The 20792-nt window shown below is 47.2% G+C and carries 19 protein-coding genes and 4 tRNA genes; all 23 read right to left on the bottom strand.

From position 1 onward, the window contains the following. Positions 1–38: 38 nt before the first annotated feature. Complete coding sequence (rpoC, locus tag SCJ97_05965) at positions 39–3743, bottom strand: DNA-directed RNA polymerase subunit beta' (GenBank protein ID MDW7739586.1); 3705 nt, start codon at positions 3741–3743, stop codon at positions 39–41. Positions 3744–3780: 37 nt separating this feature from the next. After that, the gene (rpoB, locus tag SCJ97_05960) at positions 3781–7638 is read right to left on the bottom strand and encodes a DNA-directed RNA polymerase subunit beta (protein MDW7739585.1); all 3858 of its coding nucleotides are present in this window, start codon (positions 7636–7638) and stop codon (positions 3781–3783) included. Positions 7639–8066: 428 nt separating this feature from the next. Next, positions 8067–8462, bottom strand: a complete 396-nt coding sequence (rplL, locus tag SCJ97_05955; GenBank protein ID MDW7739584.1) for a 50S ribosomal protein L7/L12 — start codon at positions 8460–8462, stop codon at positions 8067–8069. Positions 8463–8518: 56 nt separating this feature from the next. After that, the gene (gene rplJ, locus SCJ97_05950; GenBank protein MDW7739583.1) at positions 8519–9043 is read right to left on the bottom strand and encodes a 50S ribosomal protein L10; all 525 of its coding nucleotides are present in this window, start codon (positions 9041–9043) and stop codon (positions 8519–8521) included. Between the two features lie 206 nt (positions 9044–9249). Continuing rightward, complete coding sequence (rplA, locus tag SCJ97_05945) at positions 9250–9948, bottom strand: 50S ribosomal protein L1 (protein ID MDW7739582.1); 699 nt, start codon at positions 9946–9948, stop codon at positions 9250–9252. A gap of 47 nt (positions 9949–9995) precedes the next feature. After that, on the bottom strand, positions 9996–10430 hold the full coding sequence (rplK, locus tag SCJ97_05940) for a 50S ribosomal protein L11 (GenBank protein ID MDW7739581.1): 435 nt from the start codon (positions 10428–10430) through the stop codon (positions 9996–9998). Between the two features lie 50 nt (positions 10431–10480). Further along, positions 10481–11080 (bottom strand): transcription termination/antitermination protein NusG, encoded by a 600-nt coding sequence (gene nusG, locus SCJ97_05935; GenBank protein ID MDW7739580.1) that lies wholly within the window; start codon positions 11078–11080, stop codon positions 10481–10483. A 111-nt stretch (positions 11081–11191) separates the two neighbouring features. Continuing rightward, positions 11192–11383, bottom strand: a complete 192-nt coding sequence (secE, locus tag SCJ97_05930; protein ID MDW7739579.1) for a preprotein translocase subunit SecE — start codon at positions 11381–11383, stop codon at positions 11192–11194. A gap of 67 nt (positions 11384–11450) precedes the next feature. After that, positions 11451–11600, bottom strand: coding sequence for a 50S ribosomal protein L33 (rpmG, locus tag SCJ97_05925; GenBank protein MDW7739578.1), 150 nt, complete (start codon positions 11598–11600; stop codon positions 11451–11453). A gap of 140 nt (positions 11601–11740) precedes the next feature. Continuing rightward, on the bottom strand, positions 11741–12943 hold the full coding sequence (tuf, locus tag SCJ97_05920) for an elongation factor Tu (GenBank protein ID MDW7739577.1): 1203 nt from the start codon (positions 12941–12943) through the stop codon (positions 11741–11743). Between the two features lie 101 nt (positions 12944–13044). Next, positions 13045–13121: transfer RNA gene (locus tag SCJ97_05915), tRNA-Met, on the bottom strand. A gap of 2 nt (positions 13122–13123) precedes the next feature. Beyond that, positions 13124–13199, bottom strand: a tRNA-Thr gene (locus SCJ97_05910). A gap of 55 nt (positions 13200–13254) precedes the next feature. Further along, a tRNA-Met gene (locus SCJ97_05905) sits at positions 13255–13331 on the bottom strand. Positions 13332–13338: 7 nt separating this feature from the next. Next, a tRNA-Gly gene (locus tag SCJ97_05900) sits at positions 13339–13412 on the bottom strand. Between the two features lie 121 nt (positions 13413–13533). Further along, complete coding sequence (sigH, locus tag SCJ97_05895) at positions 13534–14142, bottom strand: RNA polymerase sporulation sigma factor SigH (protein ID MDW7739576.1); 609 nt, start codon at positions 14140–14142, stop codon at positions 13534–13536. 169 nt (positions 14143–14311) lie between these two features. Beyond that, positions 14312–14806 carry an NYN domain-containing protein gene (locus tag SCJ97_05890; GenBank protein ID MDW7739575.1) on the bottom strand — a complete coding sequence of 165 codons (495 nt, stop codon included), beginning with the start codon at positions 14804–14806 and terminating at the stop codon, positions 14312–14314. Beyond that, a complete protein-coding gene (gene rlmB, locus SCJ97_05885) occupies positions 14803–15594 on the bottom strand; it encodes a 23S rRNA (guanosine(2251)-2'-O)-methyltransferase RlmB (GenBank protein MDW7739574.1) in 792 nt (263 codons plus the stop codon). Before rlmB ends, SCJ97_05890 begins: the two co-directional genes overlap by 4 nt. Before the next feature lie 12 nt (positions 15595–15606). Continuing rightward, a complete protein-coding gene (locus SCJ97_05880) occupies positions 15607–16266 on the bottom strand; it encodes a thymidylate synthase (GenBank protein MDW7739573.1) in 660 nt (219 codons plus the stop codon). 108 nt (positions 16267–16374) lie between these two features. After that, on the bottom strand, positions 16375–17781 hold the full coding sequence (gene cysS / locus SCJ97_05875; protein MDW7739572.1) for a cysteine--tRNA ligase: 1407 nt from the start codon (positions 17779–17781) through the stop codon (positions 16375–16377). Further along, complete coding sequence (gene cysE, locus SCJ97_05870; GenBank protein ID MDW7739571.1) at positions 17762–18430, bottom strand: serine O-acetyltransferase; 669 nt, start codon at positions 18428–18430, stop codon at positions 17762–17764. The genes cysS and cysE overlap by 20 nt, the downstream gene beginning before the upstream one ends. Before the next feature lie 23 nt (positions 18431–18453). Next, on the bottom strand, positions 18454–18963 hold the full coding sequence (ispF, locus tag SCJ97_05865) for a 2-C-methyl-D-erythritol 2,4-cyclodiphosphate synthase (protein MDW7739570.1): 510 nt from the start codon (positions 18961–18963) through the stop codon (positions 18454–18456). Further along, entirely contained in the window at positions 18951–19652 is a 702-nt protein-coding gene (ispD, locus tag SCJ97_05860) for a 2-C-methyl-D-erythritol 4-phosphate cytidylyltransferase (GenBank protein MDW7739569.1), read from the bottom strand. The genes ispF and ispD overlap by 13 nt, the downstream gene beginning before the upstream one ends. Then, a complete protein-coding gene (locus SCJ97_05855) occupies positions 19652–20758 on the bottom strand; it encodes a PIN/TRAM domain-containing protein (GenBank protein ID MDW7739568.1) in 1107 nt (368 codons plus the stop codon). The genes ispD and SCJ97_05855 overlap by 1 nt, the downstream gene beginning before the upstream one ends. Positions 20759–20792: the final 34 nt, after the last annotated feature.

Raw genomic sequence — 20792 nt, 5'->3', positions numbered from 1 at the left:
TGCTTGTCAATTAAAATATGCCTCTTTTGAACCTTATTTTACTCCTCAACCGGCTCCGATTCTTCATCAGCCTGGTCGGGTTTCTGTTCAGCAGTGGCTACGACTGCTGTTTCTTCCAGGTCAAGACCAAGGTCTACTTCCTGTTCTACTTCATCTTCCATTTCAGGCTCAAGCCCAACAGGCCTGACCTCAATATTGCGGTAGCGGGTCATTCCTGTCCCGGCAGGAATAAGCTTGCCTATAATTACATTCTCTTTCAGTCCAAGAAGCTGGTCCTGTCTTCCTTTGATTGAAGCTTCAGTGAGAACCCTTGTCGTCTCCTGGAATGAAGCTGCTGAAAGGAATGATTCAGTAGCAAGCGAAGTTTTGGTTATACCAAGCAGAAGCGGCCTGGCTATAGCCGGGCTGCCTCCCTCTTCGACCACAGCCGCATTGATCTCTTCGAAAACATAGCTGTCTAGCATGCCACCAGGCAGTAGATCTGTATCTCCCGGATCATCAACTTTAACTTTTTTAAGCATCTGCCGGACAATAATCTCAATATGTTTATCGTTGATATCCACACCCTGCATCTTGTATACCCATTGGACTTCTTTGAGAAGGTATAGCTGTACACCGCGGACACCTTTGACTTTGAGCAACTCATGAGGGTTAATTGAACCTTCTGTCAGTTCATCTCCGGCATTGACTTTTTTACCCGTTTCCACCTTGATTCTTGCCCCGTAGGGAATAACATAGACTCTTTGATCACCATGTTCGGCTGTAACTTTTATTTCCCGCTTGTAGCGGGTTTCAACAACTTCAACCTCACCTGCTATCTCGGCGATCAGGGATTGCCCTTTTGGTTTACGGGCTTCAAATAGTTCTTCAACCCTGGGCAGACCCTGGGTGATATCGTCCCCGGCCACGCCACCGGTATGGAAAGTTCTCATTGTTAGCTGCGTACCCGGCTCACCGATTGATTGCGCAGCAATGATACCGACCGCTTCGCCAACATTGACTATTTTTCCGCTGGCCAGGTCCCGTCCGTAACATTTAACACAAACGCCGTGACGGGTTTTGCAGGTAAGAACGGAGCGGAACCTTACTTCCGTAATCCCGAGGTCAACTATTTGCTGGGCTATCTCTTCAGTGATCAGTGTATCGGCGTCAATCAAAACTTCACCCGATTCAGGATGATATACCGGTTCCATAGTGTATCGTCCGATCAAGCGGTTAACTGCATCTTCCAGAGCTTCATCACTTTCAAGAAATTCACTCAAGCCGATTGACTGGCCGGTTCCGCAGTCGTCTTCACGGACAATAACGTCCTGAACAACGTCAACGAGTCGGCGGGTTAAATAACCCGAGTCAGCTGTCTTCAGCGCAGTATCAGCTAAACCTTTACGTGCCCCGTGAGTTGAAATAAAGTATTCAAGAACGGTTAAACCCTCGCGGAAATTAGCTTTAATCGGAATATCGATAATCCGTCCGGCTGGGTCAGCCATAAGACCGCGCATACCGGCAAGCTGGGTTATCTGTGATTCATTACCGCGGGCTCCTGAATGAGCCATCATATAGATAGGGTTAAGTTTGTCCAACCCGTTCATCAGGGCAGTGGTAACTTCATCCTTGGCCCCGCTCCAAATCTCAATTACCCTGTCGTATCGCTCGTTTTCGGTGATAAGACCGCGGTCATACTGCTTTTCGGTTGCCTCAACTTTTTCCTCCGCCGCTTTGAGAATTTCTGCTTTTTCCACAGGGATCTCTATATCGCTAACTGCGACAGTTACTCCTGCCCTGGTAGCAAAGCGGAAGCCGAGTTTTTTAACCTGGTCGAGAATCTCTGCCGTTTTTGTATTACCGTATATCCTGTAGCATCGGGCAATCAGTTCGGCCAGAAAATCCTTTTTGATTGCATTGTTTAGCTGCTGATTTTCCAGAACTTTTGCCGGTTCAAAATTCTTGATTGGAATAAAAGACTCTTCAGGTAAAGAATTGGTAAAATCGGCATTGTTCATGTACGGAAAATCTTTCGGGAATACATCATTAAAGATCAGCTTGCCGACAGTTGTCAGCAGGTACTTTTTACGTCGAATAAAATCGCGTCCTTTAAATCCTGAAACCCGGACAAAAATACGGGCATGCAGGTCAAGGTAGCCAAGATCGTAAGCAGTTACAGCTTCATCGGGATCAGGGAAAACCTTTCCTTCACCCATTACTCCCATTTTTTCGAGAGTCAGGTAGTAACAACCGAGAACCATATCCTGGGTAGGTGTGGTCACCGGGCGACCGTCTTTGGGGTTAAGAATATTATGTGCTGACAGCATCAAAAGTCTTGCTTCAGCCTGAGCCTCGGTAGAAAGTGGCACGTGAACCGCCATCTGGTCGCCGTCAAAGTCGGCATTGTAAGCCGCACAAACCAACGGATGAATCTGAATAGCCCGGCCTTCCACCAGGACAGGTTCGAATGCCTGAATACCCAGGCGGTGAAGGGTAGGAGCCCTGTTTAGCAGCACTGGATGATCCTTGATAACTTCTTCAAGAACATCCCAAACCTCGGGTCGTACCTTTTCAACCATCCGCTTGGCACTCTTGATATTGTGTGCCAGACCGTCGCTGACCAGACGTTTCATAACAAAAGGTTTGAAGAGCTCCAGGGCCATCTCTTTAGGCAGCCCGCATTGGTAAAGCTTCAGTTCAGGACCGACAACAATAACTGAACGCCCTGAATAGTCAACACGCTTGCCCAGCAGGTTCTGGCGGAAACGTCCCTGCTTCCCTTTCAACATGTCGCTCAATGATTTAAGCGGACGATTACCTGGTCCTGTTACGGGGCGGCCGCGCCGTCCATTGTCAATCAAGGCATCCACCGCTTCCTGGAGCATACGTTTCTCGTTACGGACAATAATATCAGGAGCGCCCAGATCGAGCAGTCGCTTAAGACGGTTATTACGATTAATTACCCGCCTGTAGAGATCATTTAGATCAGACGTGGCAAAGCGCCCACCGTCCAGTTGAACCATTGGACGCAAATCCGGGGGGATAACGGGAATAGCATCAAGAACCATCCAGGATGGGTCATTGCCCGACTGGCGAAAGGCCTCAACAACTTCAAGACGCCTGATCGCCCGGATCTTTTTCTGGCCGCTTGAACTCACAAGCTCTTCCCTCAGTTCCAGAGCAATTTCCTCCAGATCGAGATCGGCCAGCAGCTTTTTAATTGCCTCTGCTCCCATTTCAGCTTTAAAGCCTTTACCGGATTTGAATAACGCCTGGTATTTCTCGTAATACTCACGGTATTCCATCTCAGTTAGGAGCTGTTTTTTACTCAGGTAAGTATCACCCGGATCAATTACAACATATGCAGCGAAGTAAAGTACTTTTTCCAGAGCCCGGGGGGACATGTCAAGCAGCAAGCCCATACGGCTGGGAATTCCCTTAAAGTACCAGATATGCGAGACCGGTGCAGCCAGTTCAATATGACCCATCCGTTCGCGTCGAACCTTTGCCCTGGTTACCTCCACACCACAGCGATCACAAACGATACCGCGGTAGCGAACACGCTTATATTTCCCACAGTGACATTCCCAATCTTTCTGTGGACCAAATATTTTTTCACAAAAGAGCCCTTCACGTTCCGGCTTCAAAGTCCGGTAATTGATCGTTTCCGGTTTTTTAACTTCACCTCTCGACCAAGCTCTGATCTGTTCAGATGATGCCAACCCAATTTTTAAGGCATCAAAATTATTTACATCTAACAAAAAGATCTCTCCTTTCGCCAGGAATCAACCTGTGCTACTAGTAGATGTTTTCATCGTCTTCATCGAAATCATCGGTTTCGGTGTCGATTTCAACCTTGACCCGTTTATTTTTTTTCTTAACAGGTCTCTTCGGTTCCATTTCATCGTCAAGATCATCGTTGTCATCGTCTTCCATTTCCTCGAGCTGATCGAGCGATACCTCTTCAACTTCTTCTTCAACAGGTTCTTTAACTTCAACTGCTTCTTCGTCGTCATCTTCAAGAATATCTTCTTCCTCATTGTCTCCTTCAGCAAGATCGATTAATTCTTCTTTTACCTTATCAGTTTTCATGATCTCGACTTCTTCCTTCGGCTCTTTGCGGTATATAAATCGGTCTATATCATCTTCATCTGATTCCATTCCCTCAATATTGACATCGAGGCGGCGGTAATCAGAATCATCATCGCCCTCTTTAATCTCCACTTCTCCTGTTTCTTCGCTGAGAACCCGGACATCGAGGCAGAGGCTTTGAAGTTCTTTAACCAGAACTTTAAAAGATTCAGGCACACCGGGCTCAGGAATATTTTCACCCTTGACGATTGCTTCATAAGTTTTTACCCGACCGACAACATCATCGGATTTAACAGTCAGGATCTCCTGCAATGTATAAGCTGCTCCATAAGCTTCCAATGCCCATACTTCCATCTCACCAAATCGCTGGCCTCCAAACTGGGCTTTACCACCGAGAGGCTGCTGGGTTACCAGTGAGTAAGGACCGGTTGAGCGGGCATGAATTTTATCATCAACCAGGTGAGCCAGTTTTAACATGTAAACATAGCCGACGGTAATTTTTTCATCAAAGGGTTGACCCGTGCGACCATCATATAGGACTGTTTTACCCGAAACCGGCAGACCAGCTTCATCGAAAGCAGCAAACAAATCGTCTTCTGTAGCCCCGTCAAATACCGGTGAAGCAATATGGATGCCCAGCGATTTAGCTGCCCAGCCAAGGTGAGCCTCCAGAACCTGACCAATGTTCATCCTTGAAGGAACACCCAGCGGATTAAGTACTATATCCAGCGCAGTGCCATCCGGTAGGAAAGGCATATCCTCTTCAGGCAGGATACGAGCTATAACACCTTTGTTTCCGTGGCGGCCAGCCATCTTGTCACCCTCTGAAATTTTACGTTTCTGGGCAACATAGACCCGGACCAACTGGTTTACACCAGGTGAAAGCTCATCACCGTCTTCGCGGTTAAAAACTTTAACATCAACTACTATCCCGGATTCACCATGTGGAATTCGCAGCGAAGTATCGCGGACTTCCCTGGCCTTTTCGCCGAATATCGCTCTCAGCAGGCGCTCTTCAGCAGTCAACTCGGTTTCACCTTTTGGTGTAACTTTACCAACCAGAATATCTCCTGCTCGCACTTCGGCTCCAATGCGGATGATTCCGCGGCCATCCAGATCTTTCAAAGCTTCTTCCCCGACATTGGGAATATCACGGGTTATCTCTTCAGGTCCAAGTTTGGTATCCCTTGCTTCTGACTCATATTCTTCTATATGGATTGAAGTAAAAACATCTTCCTTAACCAGTTTTTCACTGATCAATATAGCGTCCTCATAGTTGTACCCTTCCCAGGGTAAAAAGGCTACCAGCACGTTGCGGCCCAGGGCAAGTTCGCCCAGGTTAGTGCATGAACCGTCCGCAATAACTTCACCGAATTTTACTTTCTGGCCGCGGTGGACAATCGGGTGCTGGTTGATACAGGTCCCCTGGTTGGACCGCTTGAATTTCTGCAGAACATAAATATCAAGGCCTGTTTCGAGATCAGGTAGTCTGTCTGATTCAAACCGCTCTCTAGTTCGGCCGTTAATCTTGTAATTTTGTCCGTCGCTTTTATCCTTACGGCGGATTATAATTTCATTGCTGGTTACCCTGACAACTTCACCATCGCTGAGACAGATTGCAACTGCACCTGAATCGACGGCGGCTTTATACTCAAGGCCGGTTCCCACATATGGAGCTTCAGTTTTCAGCAGGGGAACCGCCTGGCGCTGCATGTTAGCACCCATCAGAGCACGGTTGGCATCGTCATTTTCAAGGAAGGGGATCAGGGCGGTCGCCACACTAACCAGCTGTTTCGGTGAAACGTCCATGAAATCGACTTCGTTTGGATGACGCATAACAGTGTCGTAGTAATACCGACAGGTTACACGGTTGCTCGCAAACTTACCGTCATCATCAAGCTTGGCGTTAGCCTGGGCAATAACAAAGCGGTCTTCATCATCGGCAGTAAGATAGACGATTTCCGAAGTGACCCGCCCTTCTTTTTTATCTACCCGGCGATATGGAGTTTCAATAAAACCATATTCATTGATCCTGGCATAAGTTCCCAGCGATCCGATCAGGCCGATATTCGGGCCTTCAGGAGTCTCTATAGGGCATACCCTGCCGTAGTGAGAGTGATGAACGTCACGGACTTCAAACCCCGCCCTCTCCCTGCTCAAACCACCGGGCCCGAGAGCACTGAGACGGCGTTTGTGAGTCAGCTCGGCCAGCGGGTTCGTTTGATCCATAAACTGGGACAACTGACTGCTGCCAAAAAATTCTTTTATTGAAGCAATTACCGGGCGGATATTGATCAGTGCCTGGGGAGTAATTGCTTCCACATCCTGAATGGTCATTCTTTCCCGGACAACTCGTTCCATTCGGGAAAGGCCAATTCTGAACTGGTTTTGTAACAGCTCTCCAACACTGCGCAGACGGCGATTGCCAAGATGATCTATATCATCTATGGTTCCGATGCCATCGAGCAGATTAAAAATGTAATTAACTGAAGCTACAATATCATCAGGTACAAGATGCCTGATTGCCACATCTACTTTTCCGTTGCTTATAATTATATGCGTCTTTTCACGGAATGTAACAATGACCCGCTGAATATTATGCTCTTCAATTATGCGTAAAGCATCTTCATCAACTATTGTACCGGCCGGATATAAAACTTTTCCGCTAACCGGATCTTTTATATCTTCAGCCAATTCCTGGCCATAGAGGCGGTTGCTGATAGAAAGCTTTTTATTGGCTTTGAACCGTCCGACCCTTGCAAAATCATAGCGCTTGCCGTCGAAGAAAAGCGACTCAAAAAGCGAACGGGCATTTTCAACATTTAAGGGTTCACCCGGACGGAGACGCTTGTAGATTTCGAGCAAAGCCGATTCTTCAGAGTCAGTATGATCCTTTTCCAACATTTCACGGAGGCGGGCATCTTCGCCAAGCAGATCAATAATCTTTTCATCCGTCCCGTAACCGATAGCTCTGAGCAAAACGGTTACCGGAATCTTACGGGTTCTGTCGACGCGAACAAATACAGCATCAGAAATGTCGGTTTCAAATTCGAGCCAGGTCCCCCTGTTCGGAATGATCGTGGAACTGATCAACTCTTTTCCGGTACTTCCTGTCGGGTCTGGCTGTTTTTTGAAATAAACTCCCGGTGAGCGGACCAACTGGCTGACGATAACCCGTTCGGCACCATTAATAATAAACGTGCCGTTTTCAGTCATCATCGGGAAATCTCCCATGAAAACTTCCTGTTCTTTGACTTCGCCGGTTTCCTGGTTAATTAACCTGACTTTTACTTTAAGCGGTACAGCATAAGTGGCATCCCGCTCCTTGCAGTCATCAACTGAATACTTCGGTTCACCCAAAGAATAGTCGAAGAACTCGAGAACCAGGTTACCTGTAAAATCCTGAATCGGAGAAAAATCTTCAAAAATCTCTTTCAAACCCTGATTTAAAAACCATTCGAATGAACTACGTTGAACTTCAATCAAGTTCGGAAGGTCCAAAACCTCTTTGATTCGGGCAAAGGAACGCCTGCTCCTTCTGCCTGTTGCAATGCTAGTGGACATTAAAAAAAATCACTCCCCTGATACCTGGTTTATGATTTAGGAACCGGAAGAAATACAGGCCGAAATCAGTGAACGGTAAATCAAAATTCTGTCTCCTATGGGTATGTCATTGTTGAGAAGAAAAACCGAAATACTACTCAAAATACACATAGTGGTAGTACTAGACATCTTAAGATATTATCACAAGGATTGGAAGGTGTCAACGGTTAAAAAGGGGTTTTTTTATAAAATGCCAATAAGTTAATAAGTTAGTACTCAGATTACTTTTCTGAACTTTTTGCGACTGCAGCAGTTATGTTTAGCGAATCGCCTTTACACAGTAAGCAGTCTTGTAGCAAAAAGCACCTCCTGCCAGTGATTATAGCAGGAGGTGCTTGCTGAATCAACAATAAGTTAATAAGAAAGTACTCGGAGTGCTTTTTAAAAAGTTATTTGAGTTCGATGACTCCGCCGGCTTCCTCGATTTTGGCTTTTGTAGCTTCAGCGGTTTCTTTGTTGACTTTTTCCTGGACGGTGCCGGGTGCTCCGTCAACGAGTTCTTTCGCTTCTTTAAGTCCTAATCCGGTGATTTCGCGGACAACTTTGATAACCTGGATCTTCTTCTCGCCTGCTGAAGTGAGAACAACGTCGAACTCATCTTTCTCTTCTTCTTCTGCTGCTGCAGCGCCGGCTGCAGGAGCAGCTGCCATTGCAACCGGAGCGGCTGCGGTTACGCCGAATTCTTCTTCTAAAGCCTTGACCAGTTCGGACAGTTCCAGGACGGTCATTTCCTTAATTTTATCCATAATCTCACTTACTTTGTTATCGCCTTTTGCCTTTGCCATATTAAGAATTTCTCCTTTATTAATAGTTAGTTATTTTTGATTTAAATCTTAACTGATTATGCAATTTCCTTCTGCTGGCGTACTGCATCTACTGTGTAGACCAGTTGCCTAATAGTACCCTGAAGAACTCCGACCAATCCGGAGATTGGAGCCTGGAATCCGCCAACAACCCTGGCAAGCAGGACTTCGCGCGGTGGAATTTCACCCAAGGCTTTGATTTGTGCAGGATCTAAAACCTGTCCGGACAGCAAACCACCTTTAATAACCAGAGCATCATTTTCCCTGGCGAAATCGATTAATATCTTGGCTGCAGCAACTGGATCTGCACTTGAATATGCTATTGCGGTCGGGCCTTCGAAAAAGTTTTCAAGAGCTTCGACCCCCGCCTGGTGGCAGGCAATACGATTCAATGTATTCTTGGTAATCCGGTAGCGGCAATTTTCAGCTCTCAGTTTTCCACGCAACCTGTTGATGGCCTGGACATTCAGCCCGCGGTAATCAGAAACAATAACAAGTTCCGCCTGCTTTAGATCTTCACTGATCATTTCCACCATTTTCTCTTTGGCTTTTTTGGTAAGCAAATATTTCACCTCCTTAAGAACCTAAACTTAATAAAATTAAAACGGGGCTTTCCGCAGAAGGAAAGCCCCGTGGCAACCTATTCATTAAGTGGTTGACCGGCGTGCATTCATTTCCTCAACAGGCGGCTTAGAAACCATTAAACTGATTAGTACCTGTCGTCTACGGAAGAATTGTCACTATATAACTATATATCAGGCTATTAAGCCTACCTTTTCATTTCAACTCCGGGAGTGGTTTTAATGCCCGGACCCATCGTTGAACTAACTGTAACACTTCTTATGTACTGACCTTTTGCAGATGTAGGTCGCGCCTTGATCAGAGCATCCATCACTGCATTAAAGTTTTCAACAAGCTGCTCGTGGCTGAAAGATACCTTGCCGATGGGAACATGAACATTACCTGCTTTTTCGGTCCGATACTCAACTTTTCCGGCTTTGATATCACTGATCGCCTTTTCGATATCAAAAGTGACTGTTCCGCTTTTCGGGTTGGGCATCATGCCACGTGGTCCAAGCACCTTACCGAGTTTTCCCACTGAACCCATCATGTCAGGTGTTGCAACTGCTACATCGAAGTCAAGCCAGCCTTCCTGAACCTTAGCAACAAGTTCGTCAGAACCGACAAAATCGGCACCGGCTGTTTCAGCTTCCTTGATTTTCTCACCTTTGGCAAAAACGGCAACTCGCATGGTCTTGCCAGTTCCATGGGGCAAAACAATTGAGCCTCGAACCTGTTGGTCGGCATGCTTGGGGTTAACACCAAGACGGACTGCCAGTTCAACCGTCTCATCAAAAGATCTTTTGCTTAAATCCTTGACCATCTGCAGTGCTTCAGTCGGTTCGTATTTTTTTTCGCGATCGATTTCTTTTCGTGCGTCCTGATACTTCTTACCTTTTTTTGCCATTTAAATTAACCTCCTGTGGTCCGCGAGCTTCATGCGCTCTCCCACTATTAATTGCCTTCAACTACGATTCCCATGCTGCGGGCAGTACCTTCGATAATCTTTGCTGCAGCTTCGATATCGTAAGCATTCAGATCTTCCATTTTCTGCTTGGCAATTTCTCTTACTTTATCACGGGAAATTGTTGCAACCTTTACCCGGTTTGGTTCACCCGATGCTTTTTCGAGACCAAGTGTTTTTTTCAACAAAACTGCCGCCGGGGGAGTTTTAGTTATAAAACTGAAAGAACGATCTTCGTAAACGGTCAGTTCAACCGGAATAATTAATCCGCTATCCGCGGCTGTACGCTCATTGAACTCCTTGCAGAAAGCCATAATGTTTACTCCATGCGGGCCCAGGGCAGTCCCGACCGGGGGGGCAGGTGTTGCTTTACCGGCTGGTATCTGCAGCTTTGTAATTGCAATTACTTTTTTCTTTTTAGCCATTAAATAAACCTCCCGACTGCAGCCGTCCAGTGTTTAACGGGCAGTGCTGATTAAAATTTTATAACCTGGTGAAACTCGAGTTCCACCGGGGTTTCACGTCCGAACATCGACACAGATACCTTAACAGTGCCTTTCTCCCGGTTAATTTCTTCAACTTTGCCTTCGAAATTTTTAAAGGGTCCGCTGACAACCCTGACTACCTGATTTATGTCAAACTCAATACGCGGTTTACCTTCCACAACGCCTACTGACCGCAGAATATGGGTAATTTCTTTTTCACTCAAGGGCACTGGCTTTGATCCGGGACCGACAAATCCGGTTACACCAGGCGTATTGCGCACAACATACCAGGAGTCATCATCCATGACCATTTCCACCAATACATAACCGGGAAAAACTTTTTTCTCAACAGTTCTCTTCTGACCGCTCCGGCTGGTAATTTCTTTTTCGGTGGGAACCAGAATCCGAAAGATTTTATCTTTCATATCCATGGAATCCACACGTCGTTCAAGATTGGTTTTTACCCGCTTTTCATAACCGGCATAGGTATGAACTACGTACCAATCTTTTTTAACTTTACTCTCTTCAGTTTCCTGTTCAGAGATCTGCTCGATGCCGTTTTCGGCTCCGGTTTCTGCTTCAGTGTTCATAGTCTGGGGAATGCGCTCGCATTCCCGGTCACTCCCTATTCTTTATTAAATACCCTGATAAGCCATGTTACCGGTCCACTGTAACTAAACATTTGACAGTTAAACGGTAAATCAGCGAATAACCAACTGGAGGATGCCAAGAAAAGCGGTGTCAAGAATCCAGAAAAATACCCCAATGACAAGAACAGCTGACAACACAATACCTGTAAATACGCTGAACTCACGCTTTGTCGGCCAGTTAACTTTCTTCAACTCGCCCCTGACTTCGCTCAAAAATTTGCCGATTCGTTTAAAGAATTTCATTGATGGTTTACCTCTCCCCGTGATCCTAAAAATTTACCCTGTTAAACCGTCTCCCAGGCTGGTGATATTACTTGGTTTCCTTGTGTAAGGTTTGTGCCTTACAGCGGCTGCAATATTTTTTCATTTCCAGACGGTCCGGGTTATTCTTTTTATTTTTCCGGGTTGTATAATTTCGCTCCTGGCATTCCGAGCAAGCTAAATGTATTGTTACACGCATTTGATTCTTCCACCTGCCTCCCGAACTCGTAAATATCAATTTATCATAATATATTCCGCTATGTCAATAAGTTAGCATAATGAAGAGGCGGGGGAATTCATACCCGCCCCTTTATATTTGATGTTTGATCAGCCTGCTGTTTAGGCAGTGATACCGGTAACTACGCCGGCGCCGACGGTGCGGCCGCCTTCACGGATAGCAAAGCGGACACCTTCTTCTATAGCGATCGGGGTGATCAGTTCTATATCCATATTCACATTGTCACCGGGCATAACCATTTCCATCCCTTCGGGGAGGGTAATCGTTCCGGTAACGTCGGTGGTCCTGAAGTAGAACTGCGGACGGTAACCCTGGAAAAACGGGGTGTGACGACCGCCTTCTTCTTTCTTCAATACATATACTTCCGCTTTAAACTTCGTGTGCGGGTTGATTGTGCCCGGCTTGGCCAATACCTGGCCCCTTTGAACCGATTCACGGTCTATCCCGCGCAGAAGCACTCCAATGTTGTCGCCCGCTTCGGCATAGTCCATCAGCTTGCGGAACATCTCTACTCCGGTGGCTACAGTCTTGCGGGAACGCTCGTTAAATCCTACTATCTCTACTTCGTCGCCGACTTTAATCTGTCCGCGCTCAACACGGCCGGTAACCACTGTGCCACGACCGGTAATCGAAAATACGTCTTCGATCGGCATCGAAAAAGGCTTGTCCTTCTCTCGCTCAGGCATCGGTATGTAGGTGTCCAGTGCGTCAATCAGTTCCCAGATCGGCTTGCAGCATTCACATTCGCGTCCGCCACAGCCGCATTCACCGGCTTTGAGGGCTGAACCCACGATCACCGGAGTGTCGTCTCCGGGAAATTCATACTCACTTAGCAAATCTCTTACTTCCATCTCCACTAATTCTAATAGCTCAGGATCGTCTACCATGTCTGCTTTGTTCATAAATACTACAATATAGGGCACGCCTACCTGGCGGGACAGTAAAATGTGTTCCCGGGTCTGCGGCATCGGCCCGTCTGCTGCCGATACTACCAGTATCGCTCCGTCCATCTGCGCCGCTCCGGTAATCATGTTCTTCACATAGTCCGCGTGTCCGGGACAGTCCACGTGCGCATAGTGGCGATTCTCACTCTCATACTCCACGTGCGCTGTCGCTATGGTAATCCCTCTTTCTTTCTCTTCCGGAGCCTTGTCAATCTCGTCAAATGACGTCTTCTGCGCAAATCCGGCACTCGATAAACAGTAGGTCATCGCCGCCGTCAAAGTCGTCTTGCCGTGGTCCACGTGACCAATCGTCCCTACGTTAACATGCGGTTTCGTCCGCTCAAACTTCTTCTTTGCCAACTAAATGCACCTCCTAAGAGTAAAAAGAAAAATTGCTCAGGTGGTATTTAACCTTACCCAACAATAACCGACCGGCTGATCGGCCGACCAGTATATAAACGTGGTGGCGGCGCAGGGATTCGAACCCCGGACGCCGCGGGTATGAACCGCGTGCTCTAGCCAACTGAGCTACGCCGCCAGTGGAGCTCACGACCGGATTTGAACCGGTGACCTTGTCCTTACCAAGGACACGCTCTACCTCCTGAGCTACGTGAGCAGGTAAACTCTCTTTTCAGTTATATAAGGAAACCGCAGAAGCGATTTCCTTATTTTGGTTGCGGGGGCAGGATTTGAACCTGCGACCTCCGGGTTATGAGCCCGACGAGCTACCAGACTGCTCCACCCCGCGACGTCCCTGGAGCGGGTGATGGGAATCGAACCCACGCGACTAGCTTGGGAAGCTAGGGCTCTGCCATTGAGCTACACCCGCGCTTAAGCGATACTGATTATACACTGGCAATATCTAAAAGTCAACAATAATAAACTGCTTACACGTCAGTCCGGACAATAAGTTAACAAAAAAAACTCAGAGTATTGTGGTTAACTTATGCTCAGGTTTTCCGCACTTCCAGGTAGCGCTCAAGCTTGCGTTTTACTCTCTGCAGGGCGTTATCGATTGATTTGACATGACGATTCAGATCGATGGCGATTTCCTGGTAGGATTTGCCTTCAAGATACAGGGTTAGCACTTTCCATTCCAGTTCACTTAAAATTTCACCCATCTTGAACTCTATGTCGTTGTACTCCTCGCGGTTGATCATCAGCTCTTCAGGGTCGGTAATCTTGGTGCCGGAAAGTATATCAAGCAATGTGCGGTCAGAATCTTCATCATAGATCGGTTTATTTAAAGAAACGTATGAGTTCAGTGGGATATGCTTCTGACGGGTTGCCGTTTTGATCGCCGTTATGATCTGGCGGGTGATACAGAGTTCTGCAAAGGCGCGAAATGAAGATAGTTTATCACCCCTGAAGTCGCGGATCGCCTTGTACAGGCCGATCATACCTTCCTGAATGATATCTTCCCGATCGGCACCGATCAAAAAATAAGACCTTGCTTTTGCCTTAACGAAATTTTTGTACTTGTTGATCAAAAACTCCAGAGCAATAATATCGCCGTTTTTGGCTTCCATAACGATATCTTCATCACTGCGGAATTCCAAGTCGGGTTCACTCTGGCAGGAATACTTGAACTCATGAGCTAAAAAGCTCACACCTATCGCCTCCGTTTGGATATCTTATGGTGGGATATTTGCAGACTTTCCAGGTTATTATAACTTATCGCCTCTTAAGGGTCAAGTTTAAACAGGCTGCTTTGATTTTAAATCTTTATTAAGAACGGCGCAACCGTTCCAGTGAATCGATGACCGATTTGTTTAAAATATCGTTCAGCATGAGTCCTTTATTTCTGGAAGAACCGGACTTCCGGTCATACTTTCTGCGTTCCTCAGCCAGCTTTTCCTTCAGTGCACCGGCTGATAAAACAACCGCGCCCATTGCCGAAGCCGCCCTGTATTCAGCAAAGTCCGATGTGGCTACCTCAACATGGTAGGACGAGACCATTCCGGCAGCAAGGCGCTCGATCATGGTATCGGCGGTTTCCCTTTTGTCTGTGAAAACGATTTCCACCCCTCCGATATAATCCCAGTCAAAACTCTGCCCGTCAAAAACAACTATTATTCTGGTCCAGTGCCATGGGGTGTAATAGGCAAGTGTGGAGATCAGCTGGTCACGGGAGCTGCCCATGTCAAGGACTTTCAGTTCCTTAAGATCTTCCCAAGCTCCGATAATATTGTAACCATCAACGATCAGGATCTGCTCACTCATCCCGACCACTCCTTCCTCTGGGAAAGAGCGGCATAGATCAGTACGGCTGCCGCAGCAGAGATATTCAGGGAACCGGAATGACCGGGCATGGGTATGGAAACAATTAAATCACAGTTTTTACGCAGCAAACGCGATATTCCGCGCCCTTCCGAGCCAAGAACAAGCACAATTGGTCGCCTGAAATCAGCTTTATAAAAGTAATCATCGCCGTCAGCTTCCGCGCCATAAAGCCAGAAACCCTCAGCCTTTAGCCTTTCTGCAGCGCTGTTAAGATTAACTACTTTTGCTACAGGCAGACGTTCAGCAGCCCCGGCAGCAACCTTTCTTACCGCAGCAGTAATGCCCGCGGCCCTGTCTCCGGGGATGATTAAGCCATGAACACCGGCAGCATCGGCTGTCCTCATGACAGCACCAAGGTTACGGGGATCATCAATGTGGTCCAGCATCAGGAGAAAAGGCTCTTCGTCTGATGTTTTTGTCCGCCCGATCAAATCATCAAGGGTGCTGTATTCAAAGGGAGGCATGATCGCTGCCGTTCCCTGGCTACCCGGAATGCCACCTGTTTTCCCTTCAAAGTCATCCCTGGCCAACCGCTCTGCCGTAATTTTTTTACGACCGGCAAGCGCTGTTATTTCATCGATAATCGAACCCCTGCAACCTTCGGCAAGCAGTACTTGTAAAGGGCTCCCGTAACGCAAAGCTTCCAGGACAGCCTGCCGTCCGATTACCAGTTCCTCATTGTTTTCCGCGGTTTGGTTACCGGGTTTCTTTCTCTCCTGCCTGCTCATACAGCCCTCCGATTAGCATTTATGTGCATTAAGAATATTGACTATCGGGAAGTACTGTTCGTAGATATGCGCCCCCGATGAGTAAGCAAATATCGGTCCGTCTTCAACCGGGAACTTAAGCTGCATCAGGATATATTCTTTGAGCAGCTGTAGTCCTCCAACGTTTTCCGGGAACCCGACAAATATATCCCAGGAACGGAAAAAAACTGTCATGTTGAGCTTCCCGTCAACGACCTTGAAATCGATAACCCTGAGGCAGGGAGGATCGGCAAGATCAATATTTTCCTGCCCTCCAATATTCATACAGGCCTGATTGGTCGCTCCTTTTGAGCGATTCAGCAGGTCAACCACCTTGGGCAGCTGGGGAGATATATGCTGACCGTAGGTATAATCTTCCATTTCACATTTGGTATCGGTAGCGAGATACTCGTAAAAATAGTTCTGAATTCGCTCTTCAGAAGTGGGCGCTGGAATGCCACAGTTTTCCGGCAGCCACACCGCCAGGGGGCGGGTATACGGTTCTTCAATCATCACCGTCAGGGTATCCAACTGCTTGCGCAGCTGCCCCTCATAACTTCCTTTCTTGGTCCGGTAGCTGTAACCGTAGCGGGCACAGTTCCAGAGAACCATCCGCCAGGCCGATTCAATCGTCCTTTCCCTTACATAGGCCATTTGTATACACCCCTGTTTAATGTCATTTTTTGGTGCCCGGCACCTGAAGCAGAATATAATAATTTTATCCTATTATTAGCATCTTATTAACATCCGGTTTTTATTCATCTATTTTCTTTTCCAGCGGGTTCCATGAGGAGTATCTTCAAGAATTATTCCTTTTGCTGTCAGTTCATCCCGAAGCCTGTCGGCTTTCGCCCAATCCTTATCGGCCCTGGCCTGATCCCGTTCTTTGATCAGGGCATTTATCTCTGTGCCCAGTTCTTCCGGTTTACTGATATCAAGAATATCAAAAATATCATTAACATCGCTGTAAAATTGAAGTGTCTTTCCAAGCAGTTCACTGTTGTAGGGGTATGCTTCTTTGAGATAAATATTGCAGCTGCGGGCCAGATCAAAAAGTACTCCCAATCCATCAGCAGTGTTGAAATCATCATCCATTGCTTCGACAAAGCGGGCAGCTGCCTCTTTTAGTGCGGCCTGAAGCTTTTCTTCCTGTTCACCGGCTGAATCAGCTGCATCATCTATTACACTCAAAAGATTGGTGATCATCTCCTGCATTCTCTGGCGCCCTGCTCTGCTCTGGGCAACAAGTTCAGCACTGAAATTCAGGGGGCTGCGATAATGGGCAGATAAAATTAAAAATCTTAAATCCAGGGGATCATGTTCAGCAATAAGTTCTCGCACCGTGCGCACATTGCCCAGCGATTTTGACATCTTCTGATCTTCAATATTCAGATAGCCGGCATGCATCCAGTAGCGTGAAAGCGGCCGCCCGTCAGCTCCCCAGGTCTGGGCAATCTCATTTTCGTGATGGGGGAAAATAAGGTCGGCTCCTCCGGCATGAATGTCGAGAGTGTCATTCATGAAATGTGTAGACATTGCCGAGCATTCGATATGCCAGCCAGGTCGCCCCTCACCCCAGGGGCTCTCCCAGGAAGGTTCACCTTCCTTTTTCTGCTTCCAGAGGACAAAATCAAGGGGGCTGCGTTTCTTCTCGCCCGGTTCAACCCGGGCTCCTGCCAGCAGTTCATCCTGCTTCTGCTGGGACAACTTTCCGTAATCTTCGAATCGCGAGGTGTCATAGTAGACGTCGCCGTCGCTGATGTAGGCATAGTCATTTTCCAAAAGAAGTTCGATCAACTCGATAATTTCATTAATATGCTCAGTAGCCCGCGGTTTAACATCGGCCGGCCTGATATGCAGCGCCGCCACATCTTCTTCGAAAGCTTTAATAAACCTTGCAGCCAGTTCGGGAACTGTGATCCCCTGCTCGTTGGCCCGGTTGATCATCTTATCGTCTATATCAGTATAATTTTGTACCAGCTTCACGTCGTAACCGCGATATTTCAAATAACGCCTGACTACATCAAAAATAATAAAAACCCGGGCGTTACCGATATGTATGTAATCGTAAACGGTCGGGCCGCAGACATAAAAAGTTACCAGAGGCGGTGCTCCGGGCTTTAGTTCATCTTTTCTCCGGGTTAAGGTGTTATAGATCTTTATGGCCACTTTTGCACACTCCGTTTTTCTGGTCTACCTGATGGCAGCGCAGCTGATCGATCTGCTGTTGCAGGTTACTCAAAGCTTCTGCTACCGGGTCGGGCATATCACTGTGATTTAGGTTAATCGAGGGTACTTTTTCTCCATTATAGTAGACAACCCTGGCGGGTATGCCGACGACAGTTGAATTGGGAGGAGCAGCACGGAGCACTACTGAACCTGCTCCAACCCGGCAGTTGTCTCCTATTTCGATCGGACCGAGCACCTTCGCCCCGGTACCGATAACCACGTTATTACCGATTGTCGGGTGGCGTTTGCCCTTTTCCTTTCCTGTTCCACCCAGGGTTACCCCCTGGTAAATGGTCACATTGGAACCTATTTCAGTAGTTTCACCGATGACAACCCCCATACCATGATCAATAAAAAAGGAGTCACCAATCGTTGCTCCGGGGTGAATTTCAATACCGGTTAAAAACCGGGAACAGTGAGAAATCAACCGTGGAAGCAATACCAGGCCATGTCGGTAAAAGAAGTGGGCTACCCGGTGAAAGAGCAGGGCATGGAGCCCCGGGTAGCAGAGCAGAACTTCCAGGGTGTTTTTCGCAGCAGGATCTCTTTCCTTAACCGCCCTGATATCCTGACGGATTCTTTTGAACATTGAGGACAATCCTTTCTGAGCTGTTATTGCGCTTCATGACTGGCCGGGCCCGGGCAGGCAGTCTCACCGAGCAGCACAACTGCCTGTGCGGCAATACCTTCCCCTCTGCCACTGGAACCGAGCCCTTCAGTTGTCGTCGCCTTGATCGATATGCAACCTTTTGAAACAGAAAGAATTTCAGCAATCTTCTCCCGCATTTCATCTATATAAGAAACCATTCTCGGTTCTTCGGCAATGATCGTCATATCGGCATTAACCAGTTTCCATTGTTTCTGCCCGACCATCCCGGCAACTCTATGTAAAAGAATCAGGCTTGATATATTTTTATATTCAGGGTCACCCATCGAAAAGTGCCGTCCGATATCTCCCAAAGCTGCCGCACCCAGCAGGGCATCCATCAGGGCATGAACAAGAACATCTGCATCAGAGTGCCCTTCAAGGCCAAGATGGTGGTCAATTTTTACCCCACCGAGAATAAGATCCCGGCCCTCAACCAGACGGTGCATGTCAAAACCAGTTCCTACCCGGTACATTTTTCACCTAATCCTCTCATCAAGATCGCGGCCAACTCAAGGTCGCGGGGTGAAGTAAGCTTCAGGTTATTAACTTCACCTAAAATTGTTAAAACTTTCGCTCCGGACAATTCAACCAGGGATGCATCATCTGTAGCCATATGACCCTTTCTTGAGGCTTCCTGATAAGCGTTTACCAGTATCTCCCGTCTGAAAACCTGGGGCGTTTGAACCAGCCGCAGTTTTTCACGATCCGGTGTCGATATTATATAACCCGAGGGGTCAATTTCCTTGGCCGTATCATTCAAAGAGATCACCGGTACTACTGCTCCCTTTTCGGCAGCGGCTTCGACCAGCCTGTTCAACAAATCTGCAGTAGCAAGCGGCCTTGCTGCGTCGTGAACAGCAACAAGGTCAATATCTATCGATACAGCTTCAAGGCCAAGGCTTATCGATTCCTGCCTCGTTTCTCCGCCTTCAACCAGGATATACTGCCCGGAACTGTAATAGGTCCGGATTAACGCTTTTACAGCATCCTTTTCTCCCGGCGGAACAACTATAATGATCTCCTTTACCGCCGGATGACCGAGAAAAAGCTTTACCGAATAGACAATAACAGGAACCCCTTCCAGCAGAAGATACTGCTTGCGGGTTGAACTACCCATCCGCAGACCTTCACCGGCAGCAGCAATAATCGCGGCAACTTTCATTACTTAACCCCGCTGGTTTTTTCGGCATCCAGTTTCGGTTTGGCAAAAATCATTCTGCCCGCAGCCGTCTGCAGAACACTTGTCACCAGAACTTCAATCGTATCACCGATAAAACGTCTGCCGCCCTCGACAACAACCATGGTTCCATCATCAAGATAGGCTACGCCCTGTCCCGATTCTTTGCCGTCTTTTATAATCTGGGCAACCATCTCTTCACCGGGCAGAACTACCGGCTTAACCGCATTGGCCAGTTCGTTGATATTCAAAACCGCGATACCCTGAAGTTCACATACTTTATTCAAATTAAAATCATTGGTAATGATCTTTCCGTTGATCGTTTTCGCCAGTTTAACCAGCTTGCTGTCCACTTCCGGAATATCCTCGAAGTCGCCTTCGTAAATCTGAACCGGGATATCCATCTCTTTCTGGATCTTGTTCAGCACATCAAGCCCGCGTCGTCCGCGATTACGTTTAAGCAGATCCGGAGAATCGGCAATGTGTCTCAGTTCTTCCAGCACAAATCCGGCAACTATAATCACGCCTTCCAAAAAACCGGTTTTGCAGATATCAACAATTCGACCATCAATGATAGCGCTGGTATCGAGTATTTTAAAGACTTCATTTTCTCCGCCCGAACTGCGAATCCCACGGTTAAAAAGGTTGGAAAGAAATGCAAATTCTTCCTTTCGATTTAATACAAATCTGACACCGATAAAAACCAAAAACAAAGTGATCACGGGTGAGAGAAATACACCGACTACCGGAAGTCGATAGATGGGATAACTGAGCAGTAATCCAATCAATAAAGTAATAATCAGGCTTAATACAACCAGGGCAATATCATGGGTCGGGACTGCTTTCAGCTTACTGTCGGCCCATCCGACCAAACGGATAAAAATATTAATCAAAACAGGGGTAAGAAGATAAAATATAAGTCCGAATAATAAGCCGCCCACGGCGTAATATCCTATATTGGCAGGAGTAAAATGCATGCCGGGAGAAATTTCAATGAAAATAGAAACCAGGGGAAGCAGCTCCGAAAAAATATAAATACCAACCACAATACCGATCAGCGTACCAACAAATCGAAGTATTTTACGCGCCATATGGATCACCTCCTCTCTAAAGAATTTAAACCAT

This window comes from Bacillota bacterium, from assembly GCA_033549065.1.
Taxonomy (GTDB): Bacteria; Bacillota; Dethiobacteria; order DTU022; family DTU022; genus JAWSUE01.
This window is presented reverse-complemented; position numbering and strand designations above follow the sequence as displayed.

Coding starts and splice junctions, on each gene's coding strand:
- rplL (MDW7739584.1), bottom strand. CDS start 8,462: ATGGCAAAGGCAAAAGGCGATAACAAAGTAAGTGAGATTATGGATAAA.
- rpoB (MDW7739585.1), bottom strand. CDS start 7,638: ATGTCCACTAGCATTGCAACAGGCAGAAGGAGCAGGCGTTCCTTTGCC.
- SCJ97_05855 (MDW7739568.1), bottom strand. CDS start 20,758: ATGGCGCGTAAAATACTTCGATTTGTTGGTACGCTGATCGGTATTGTG.
- SCJ97_05880 (MDW7739573.1), bottom strand. CDS start 16,266: ATGGCCTATGTAAGGGAAAGGACGATTGAATCGGCCTGGCGGATGGTT.
- secE (MDW7739579.1), bottom strand. CDS start 11,383: ATGAAATTCTTTAAACGAATCGGCAAATTTTTGAGCGAAGTCAGGGGC.
- ispF (MDW7739570.1), bottom strand. CDS start 18,963: ATGTACCGGGTAGGAACTGGTTTTGACATGCACCGTCTGGTTGAGGGC.
- rpmG (MDW7739578.1), bottom strand. CDS start 11,600: ATGCGTGTAACAATACATTTAGCTTGCTCGGAATGCCAGGAGCGAAAT.
- ispD (MDW7739569.1), bottom strand. CDS start 19,652: ATGAAAGTTGCCGCGATTATTGCTGCTGCCGGTGAAGGTCTGCGGATG.
- cysE (MDW7739571.1), bottom strand. CDS start 18,430: ATGTTCAAAAGAATCCGTCAGGATATCAGGGCGGTTAAGGAAAGAGAT.
- rplA (MDW7739582.1), bottom strand. CDS start 9,948: ATGGCAAAAAAAGGTAAGAAGTATCAGGACGCACGAAAAGAAATCGAT.
- rlmB (MDW7739574.1), bottom strand. CDS start 15,594: ATGAGCAGGCAGGAGAGAAAGAAACCCGGTAACCAAACCGCGGAAAAC.
- nusG (MDW7739580.1), bottom strand. CDS start 11,080: ATGAACACTGAAGCAGAAACCGGAGCCGAAAACGGCATCGAGCAGATC.
- rplK (MDW7739581.1), bottom strand. CDS start 10,430: ATGGCTAAAAAGAAAAAAGTAATTGCAATTACAAAGCTGCAGATACCA.
- SCJ97_05890 (MDW7739575.1), bottom strand. CDS start 14,806: ATGAGTGAGCAGATCCTGATCGTTGATGGTTACAATATTATCGGAGCT.